8 protein-coding genes are annotated in these 8,206 nt (G+C 68.5%); 1 reads left to right on the top strand and 7 read right to left on the bottom strand.

Going from position 1 to position 8,206, the window contains the following annotated elements; genetic code table 11:
• The coding region (locus tag FVA95_RS26585; protein ID WP_193564365.1) for a transposase at positions 1–294 on the bottom strand (294 nt) is incomplete at its 3' end.
• A gap of 79 nt (positions 295–373) precedes the next feature.
• Positions 374–1,453, bottom strand: coding sequence for a DNA cytosine methyltransferase (locus FVA95_RS26590; protein WP_149666570.1), 1,080 nt, complete (start codon positions 1,451–1,453; stop codon positions 374–376).
• Between the two features lie 156 nt (positions 1,454–1,609).
• Here FVA95_RS26590 and FVA95_RS26595 point away from each other — a divergent pair, with 156 nt between their 5' ends.
• On the top strand, positions 1,610–1,981 hold the full coding sequence (locus FVA95_RS26595) for a very short patch repair endonuclease (protein WP_075329814.1): 372 nt from the start codon (positions 1,610–1,612) through the stop codon (positions 1,979–1,981).
• Here FVA95_RS26595 and FVA95_RS26600 read toward each other — a convergent pair.
• The 5 genes from FVA95_RS26600 to FVA95_RS26620 form a co-directional block, all read right to left on the bottom strand.
• Positions 1,975–2,745 (bottom strand): DUF6339 family protein, encoded by a 771-nt coding sequence (locus tag FVA95_RS26600; RefSeq protein ID WP_149666571.1) that lies wholly within the window; start codon positions 2,743–2,745, stop codon positions 1,975–1,977. The genes FVA95_RS26595 and FVA95_RS26600 overlap by 7 nt on opposite strands.
• Positions 2,742–3,635, bottom strand: a complete 894-nt coding sequence (locus FVA95_RS26605) for a hypothetical protein (RefSeq protein WP_149666572.1) — start codon at positions 3,633–3,635, stop codon at positions 2,742–2,744. The genes FVA95_RS26600 and FVA95_RS26605 overlap by 4 nt, the downstream gene beginning before the upstream one ends.
• Positions 3,632–5,179 carry a hypothetical protein gene (locus FVA95_RS26610; protein ID WP_161992470.1) on the bottom strand — a complete coding sequence of 516 codons (1,548 nt, stop codon included), beginning with the start codon at positions 5,177–5,179 and terminating at the stop codon, positions 3,632–3,634. The genes FVA95_RS26605 and FVA95_RS26610 overlap by 4 nt, the downstream gene beginning before the upstream one ends.
• 302 nt (positions 5,180–5,481) lie before the next feature.
• Complete coding sequence (locus FVA95_RS26615) at positions 5,482–6,414, bottom strand: PD-(D/E)XK motif protein (RefSeq protein WP_161992471.1); 933 nt, start codon at positions 6,412–6,414, stop codon at positions 5,482–5,484.
• A 53-nt stretch (positions 6,415–6,467) separates the two neighbouring features.
• The gene (locus FVA95_RS26620) at positions 6,468–8,147 is read right to left on the bottom strand and encodes a Z1 domain-containing protein (protein ID WP_161992472.1); all 1,680 of its coding nucleotides are present in this window, start codon (positions 8,145–8,147) and stop codon (positions 6,468–6,470) included.
• Between the last annotated feature and the right edge of the window lie 59 nt (positions 8,148–8,206).

Below are 8,206 nucleotides of genomic sequence, written 5' to 3' on the forward strand. Positions count from 1 at the left end.
GCGCCGGCGCTCGAGCAGCCAGTCGGGAAAGTAGGAACCGGTGCGGAGTTTGGGGATCGCCAGCTCCACGCTGCCGGCGCGGGTGTCCCAGTCCCGGGCCCGGTAGCCGTTGCGGGAGTTGACCCGCTCGGCGCTGCGTTCCCGATAGCCGGCGCCGCACATCGCGTCGGCCTCGGCCGCCATGAGCGTCTCGGCGAACTGTTTGATCATCGCCCGGAGCAGATCCGGGCTTGCATCAGCGAGCCGGTCGTTCACCCAGCCCGCCACATCGTTCACACTGTCTGACGCGGCCATCGAGTCTCCTCCCTCGAGAACTCTAAGCACTCGAAGGATCACGCGGTGGCCGTCTCATATCCCGACGCCACGCCGTTGATCAGCGACGACGTCGTACACCACGTCCCTGGACGCAACCAACGGCGTTCCCGATTTGGCGGGCGATGGATACCTTGGCTCCACACCATTGATAGTCAAGTGGGAAGGTCTGTAGGATTGCACCTTCGGCGAGGGTGAGCGGGCGGTTTTCGCTCGGGTGGAGATAGCGTCCTTTCTCGGGCTTCACGAACTCGGTTCGGATCGTGACGGAGGGCTTACCCCAGTGCAGGCGGCCCATGACATCCAACGAGCCGGTCTTGTGCTTGCGCCAGCCCGAGGTTTGCAGTTCCCAAGGCAGGTCCGTGCGGTTTCCCCCCTCGGGGATGGCGGCGAACCGTTCAAGGGACAGCGGTTGGAAGTGGCGGGTTACATGGAGCTGAGCCGTCTTGAATGCTCCGGGGACGGAGCGGCCGTCGAAGTCGAAGATCTCGTCGGGCAGGTCGATGTGGCCCGGATCGACCGAAGCCGGGAGGCCGGCCAATGCCTGCCTGACGGTGGCGAAGCTCTCGGGTTGCGCCGCGAACCTGCCCCTGGGCTCGGGCAGGGGGTCACGGCTCGTGTGTCTGCCCAGTACGACGGCTCGCTTACGCAGCTGAGGAACGCCGAACTCGGCTGCGTTGAGGATGTAGGGCTGCAACTCGTAGTTCCGGAGCGGACCGTCGGGGCCGGTTGCGAGCTGCAGGAGGGCCCACTGCGGGGACTTGAAGAAGGCTGCGACGTTCTCGATGACGAAGTAGGAGGGCTGCACGGTCTCGACGACCCGGACATACTCGCGCCACAGGCGGTTCCGGTAGTCCAGTGGGTCCCGCCGACCGAGGTTCGAGAAGCCCTGGCATGGAGGCCCGCCGACGACGATGTCTGCCGCTGGGATCGACGACGTGGGCCAGTCCTCGATCCGTCCGTGGAAAAGGTGCTCGCGGCCGTAGTTCGCGGCGTAAGTCGCAGCTGCGGCTCGGTCTAGCTCGACCGACGCCACGACCTCAAAGGTGAAGGTGGTGTCGAGATCGCGGTTCGCATCGAGGAAACCCCTGGTCAGGCCACCACAAGCCGCAAAGAGGTCGACGAGACGCAAGGCTGTCACGAGTGTAACCTAGCCGGCCGCACCGACAACCCTCCGCATGCCCGTCGGAGTGTCCTCGAACGGACTTGTGGTAGCACTCGGGACATCGTCAGAACCAGGGAGGACAGGGTGTCGAACGACCGTCCCGTGGCTTCCAGCGCCGCGGTCGCCGCGCGCATGAGAAGGGCCCGGCGCCGTGACACCGCGCCCGAGATGTTGGTCCGTAGGGAGGCACATCGGCGGGGTCTTCGCTACCGGGTCGACAAGGCGATCCCGGGGATGCCGCGTCGTCGTGCCGACATGATCTTCGCGGGTGCGATGGTGGCAGTGTTCGTCGACGGCTGCTTCTGGCACTCTTGTCCGGACCACACCAGCATCCCGCGCGCGAACCGGGAATGGTGGATCGCGAAGTTGGAGAAGAACCAGCAGCGCGACCGGACGACCGACACACATCTCCGCGAGCTCGGTTGGACGGTCCTGCGGTTCTGGGAGCACGACGATCCGGTGGCAGCGGTGGACGTCGTCGAGATGGCCGTTCGGGGTCACTGAGCGTGCAGGTCCGCCTCACGGATCGCGGCGACGGAGCCGGCCGCCTCACGTCGGATCTGCTCGCAGAGGTCGGCGTAGCCGAGGGCGTCGAACTCGATGACCGGAGCCGTCCGTAGGAGACGCTTGAGGACGTCGCGCAGCACTCGCCGGTCGGCGAAGCCGCCCTTGTCGACGCTCGGCCAGACGTCCGAGAGAGCACGGATGAGGGCTCGGCTCCCACCGAGGCCGGCCCGTCGAGCGAAGATCTGGTCGAAGTCGGCTTCGCCGAATGTTCCGATGAGGCGGTAGGGGTCGGTCTCGCTCAGCACAGCCGTGAGGTGGGCGCGCCACCACAGCCGACCCCAGACGTGTCGGGTGATGTCTGTGGCGAGGAAGCGGTCGCCGGTGGGCTCGCGGTAACGCCAGAACGACACGTCGGGCAGCACGACGAGAGCCAGGAATGCCCAGATCGGTCGGACGGACGCCTCGGCGGCGACCAGCCCCATCCGCTCGTGGAGCAGGCGGGCGATGTCGAGGTCGAAGTTGCTGTGGGAGCGGCGACGTCCGCCGCCGGGGAAACCGGCGTCCACGGCGACCTCGAGGACCCGGCCACGCAGGCTCTCGAGCTGCTCGCGGCGGACGCGGTGTCCGCCCGTCGCGGCGAACACGGCCGACGGGTGGGCGAAGGTGTGCTCGGTGGTCAGCTCCTCCACTGTGAGCTGCTGGTAGCGGTCGAAGAGTTCGGTGGCGGTGGAGTCGAGCAGTCGCGGATACAGGATGCTCATGTGCTCGCCAGCAGACCCGTGGCGTTCTGAATCCGGGTCGTGAACAGGATGGGTTCGTGCTTGCGTTCGCGGCGCAGTGCGTCGAGGTCCCGCTCGGGAAAGGTCGCAACCAGCACGGACGTGAGCAGCGCGCCTACGGTGCCGGCGGCGTAATCGTTCGCGGGGTCGAACTCGTCGTCGACGACGGCGCGTTCCACGAGGGACCGGACGACCTCGCTCTGCACGGTCGAGAGCACCAGCCGGTCCGCTTCCGTCGGATCCGCGGCGTTCTCCAGCGCGGAGGTCACGACGGGTCGTCGCTTGTTGGCGAGGAGCAGGATCGACCCGAGGGCCTGCGAGTCGAGATCCTCGCTGAGTTCGAGGTGCCACGCTGCACCGGACGGGTACCTCACCTGCTCGAAGTCGACGACGGCCAATGGGAACAGGACCGCGTCCCCCTGGAGCATCACCGAGTGCACCTCCCGCCAGAGGACACTGCCGGGACGGCTCGGTGCGGTCGCGGACGATCCCGCGTCGGCGGCTTGCAGGATCAGGCTCGTCTCGAGGTCGAGCCTCCCACCGAGCTCGTCGCCGGGCAGCTCGAAGTCGATCTCCAGCTCTGCCCCGTCGACAGCGGGCACAGGACCCTGCCAGGCCTGCCCGCGCAGCGACGAGTTCGCGGCCGCCCACACGACGGTGAGGGTGACCGCGGAACCGGCCGAGAGCCCGCAGGCTTCGCGGGCACGCAGCCCGTCCACGCGCATGGGTCGCTTCAGGTGGAGCACCGTCCCGTAGTCCCAGTCGGGCAGATCGAGCGGTAGCTCGTCGACCGAGTCGCCGGTGAGACGCAGCCACGGGCCGATGGTGACGACGTCGCCGGGTGGGCGTCGGTAGGGGTACGCGCGGCTCACGAGGAGGCGCCCCCCTCGGCGCGGGTGCCGGTGACGACGAGGGCGGTGATGGTGTCCGGCACCGGCAGCACGACGAGCTCGACCTCCGACGGGCTCGCGACAACACAGGTCTCAGTCCTGCGCAGCCCCGCTTCTGTCGACCAGAACAGAACCTCGGGACGTGCCGCGCCCACGGGAGCGTCGTCCTCGCGTCCGCGTTCGCCGAGACCGACGGAGAGCCGGACCTGGAGGAGGACCGGTCCTGGCCCGGTCACCGAGAACCGCTGGGCGAGGACGACCTTCCCCTCTCGCTCGTCGACGGCCGGTTCGGTCAGCTCGGTGATCCGCACCCTGTCCCGGGGCGTCGGCGACGGACGCCCGCCGCCTCCGCCGCCGGCCCCGCGTCCGTCGCCACCCCCGGGCGAGTGGGCGTCGGGCCGGGCGAAGGCCGCGGCGACGATGCCCCCGAGGAAGTTGCTCGCGGCGCCGAGCGCTACCCCGGTCTCGGTCCGAACTGGGGCAGCTGCGGAGCCCTTGAACCGGGCAAGTTGCTCCTTGATCCGCCTGAATGTGACGTTCACGAACGTCTTGTCCTGACCGGCCAGTTGCTGGCTCACCCAGTCGTCGTGCGTCGGGGGCTCGCTGGCGGCGAACACATCGTCCAGATCGTCGGCCGCGCGGAAGACTCCCGCGTAAGCGCGGTTCACCGAACCCGTCTCCGTCTGCTCGAGGTACCGGACGACGAGCTCAGGGGAGCGCATCAGACAGATGTGGTGCGGGTCGCCCGGAACCCCCGCGTATGCGGCCGCGAGGCCGGCGGAGTCAGCGGCCATGGGCAGGACGAAATCTTCCTTCACCGCGAAGGTACCGAGTTTCCGCTTCGGGCTCTTGCACTCCAGCACCTCGCCCTTTCCGTCCCGTTGCGCGCGGTAGGCCTCGACGAACATGTCCAACGGGTAGGTCTCCGCGGGGTCGGGAACCGGGAACGTCGTACCGCTCGCCCGGACCTCGGCGACGAGCCGGTTGTCCCCGCGTTCGGGCAGCATGATCGGCCACAGCTGCCATGCGAGGGTGTTCGCGAGGTGCCGGGCCCCGTCGCCGACGTCCTCGAAGTCGTCGAGGTTCGGATCGAGGACGACGAGGGTGGTGCCGGTCTCGTTGTCGGCGAAGTGGAACAGGCCCAGGCTGCGGGCGACGGTGTCGGCCTCGGCACCGCGGAGCGGCTCGACGTGACCCTCCTGGACATCTCCCCACCAGTGCCGCCCGGTGAACGGGCGGGTGTCGTCGGTGGGGGTCTCGCGGCCGTCGAACGACTCCCGCATTGCGATGCCGATCAACCGGGACTCCAACCCGACGCCGGGGACGTCGGTCCGCGTGTAGACGAGGATCGTGCCTACTTTGGACATCCTGTATAGGACGGCCTTCCCGTAGCCGTAGGTGCCGCCGCCCTGGTGGGTGTCGCGCTTCTCGTCGACGTTGAGCACGAACGAGACCCAGTCGCGACGGTCGGCGGCGACTTCGTCGGCCCTGGTCGGCCCACCGAGGCCCTTCGTACCGCGGTCCACGACGGACAGCAGTCGTACGTTCGGAGTCCGGACGAGCCTGCCGATGCCGAGATTGGGTTCCCGGTTCGCAGGCGGGGTGAGCAACCCTTCCCAGTTCGGCCGATGCGTCGGGGCCACCGTGGTGAGCTCCAGTCGGAACGACGTGGGTCTGCCACCGAGCCGCGCGTCCCACGAGTTCTGCGCCGTCTCCCGCACGAACACCGTCAGCGGGTCGACGGGCGGGCGACCGAGCTGGTTGCGAATGCCCTCGGATGCGATCGCGCCCGTCGGTGGAAAAGGCTGGGACCACCAGCGCGGCGTGATCACGTCTGCTTCAGGAGAGTGTCGACGGGATCGGAGTCGGTGCGCGCTGCGACGGCCGGTGCGCTGTCGAGGTCCACGTCGTAGTCGACATGGTCGAGGCCTGCCAACTCCGCGTCTCCGGTCAGGCCTGCAGCGACGATGCGTGGGAAACCTGGTCCGATCTCGAAGGTCCGCTGCTCGACGACCTCGAATATCCGCCGCGAGTACACCTCACGCTCCGACCGGGTGTAGCCGGCCTGCAGCAGGGCGCCGAGGAAGGTGGCCTCGTCGTCGGTGATGTCGAGGATCTCGTCGACTAGTTCGGGCACGGACCGTCCGCGGTCGGTACGAAGCCGGAACCAGGTCAGCAGGAGCCGGCCGTCACCTCCGTCGAGCTGGCCGAGGCCGTGGATCCGGGCGGTCCGGGACTCCGGTGAGGTCGTGCTCTTAACCTCGAGGGCGGTCGTGCCGCGGTGGAAGTCCTGCCTGCTATTCAGCGGGCCGGTCCAGAAGGCGACCGCCCCCGGGTCGCGGTCGACCATCGCCCGTACGACGGTGAGCTCGCCGAACAGGCCGGCCAGCTCTTCGGGGCCGAGCGTGTGTCTGGAGCCGGAGAGCAACGCCCGCCAGTCGGCGAGAGTCCGCCGCAGTGCGGCGACGGCCCTCTCCGGGGCAGCGGCGACCCGCTCGACCACCTCGGCGCAGAGCGCGGTGAACAGGTCACGAAGTCTGTCGTCGACCAGCGCCAGCGAGGCGTAGACCCGGTAGCTGGTCTCGTCCTCCAGTACCTGCCGGCGCAGTGTGACCGCGCGCCCGTCGACGTCCTCCTGCAGCGTGTGCTTCCCGTCGATGGGGACGAGCAGGTGTCGGGCCCCGGTGTTCCGGACGCCGACCAGGACCGGGCCGTACTTCGTGTCTGTACCGGTGGATGCGGTCCGGAACAGGCTGACCACGGGCCTCGCCGCGGCCGCAGACCAGAGATCCTCGAGCCGGCTGCCGTCGACGGTCACTCGTCGTCCTGGTCGAGGATCGAGAGGTCCTCCTCCTCGACGAGGACCTTCGACAGGTCCGCGCTCATGTACTCGACGTCGGAGTCCTTGTCCTCGGGGCGCGGGAACACCAGCGCCACGCCCATCACGACGTCGTCGGTCGGTGCGGCGAGCGGAACGCGACCCTTCTTGGCGGTGGGCTCGGACCACGGATCGATCGGGTACATCAGCAGGAGACCCTCGTTCGGTCGCTGCTCCCGTCGCCTCGCATCGAGCTCGGAACGCTTGGGCTGGCTGCTCGCGATGTCGAGGTCGATCGCCTCGTCGCGGCTACCGGACAGGGTCTTGATGTCCGCGACGCCGTCGAAGTCACTGTCCTCGTCGTAGGACAGCCGCGCCCGTCGGACCATCCGGACCTCGACCCCGGAACCCAGGTCGCACCGCTTCGTGTCCGCCCTGGGCTGCGAGTTGCCGATGACGCCGACGCTCCAGCGGCCGAGAGAGCCTGCGCGGACCCGCTTGCGGATGTACTCGGCGATGCGCCCGGAGTCGCCGTCCGACGAGCGCTCGTGAAACGAGTACGACGCGAGGAACTCCAGCACGTGCTCGTGCGGGACCTCGGTGAACAGCGCCGTCTCGTTCCGGGCAGTCCTCGCCGACCCGTCGCGCGCGGCGCGGCACACCAGGGTCCGGGCCGCGGCGACGTTCGCCTCCAACCAGGAGAGACCGTTATCGGAGACGTCGAAGAACCGCGACTCCACCAGCTGGCCGCCGTAGGCCGCGACGGCGCGGACGGCGCTGGTCATCTTGGCTTTGGCGGTGATGCTCATCTTCGGGTGCGTCCTCAGGCGCACGGCGAAGTTCCGCGGCGTCACGCCCGGGTTCATGTACCGGTTGATGTCCAGCCGCATCTCGGCTTCGACCGTGGCCAGGTGGCTGAACCAGTCCATGAGCTCGTCCGTCATCCAGATGCGGGGCAGATCCGCGTAATGATTGCGGTAGCCGAACCAGCGGCCCATCTGCAGCAGGGTGTCGTAGGCGGACACGGCGCGGACGAACAGGCTGGAGACGAGGCCTTCGAGGGTGAGGCCGCGGCTCAGCGTGTTGCCGCCGACGGCGATGGCGGTGACGGGACCCGACTCGTAGTCGAGCCGGTCGGTGCTGCGGTAGTTGTCGATCACGACCTTCGTGGCTTCGACGACATCGGGCAGCTCGGCAAGGAGGTCCTCGAACGGGACGGTGGTCTCGCCGAAGTCGGCTGCGGGCACCCGCGCCGTCTCCTTGGCCCACGTCGTCCGCAGCCGGTCGAGTAGCTCGGGGTCCTTTGTGGTCAGGCCGGTGAGCGTCCGATTCTTCAGCTCCAGCAGCGGATCCTTGAACCGCTCGTGCACGGCGGTCTCGGTAGTGGTGTGGATCAGCATCGTCGAGTGCTCGTTGCCGCCGCCTCGCACCTTGCGGGCGGCAGTGGCCAGCCAGAACCACTCCACGGAGCGTCGTAGCGAGTGAGTCACGCCCGGGTAGAAGTCCGCGACGTCCTTCTTCGTCCGGGGCTTGAGGTCGTCGACCTCGTCGTCGGGGACGGTCCGGACCATGTCGAAGCCGCCGGGTAGGTCGGCCGGGTCCTTCGCCAGGGCCTGTGCAACGAACGGTGGTTCCGGCCCGACACGCCGGACCTCAGCGTCCGGCGGGATGGGCACTGTGAGTGATGACATCAGACCCTATGGGCTCTGCTGAGAACGAGACGGGTTCGGGTCGG

It is taken from the genome of Pseudonocardia sp. EV170527-09 (assembly GCF_008369905.1).
GTDB lineage: Bacteria > Actinomycetota > Actinomycetes > Mycobacteriales > Pseudonocardiaceae > Pseudonocardia.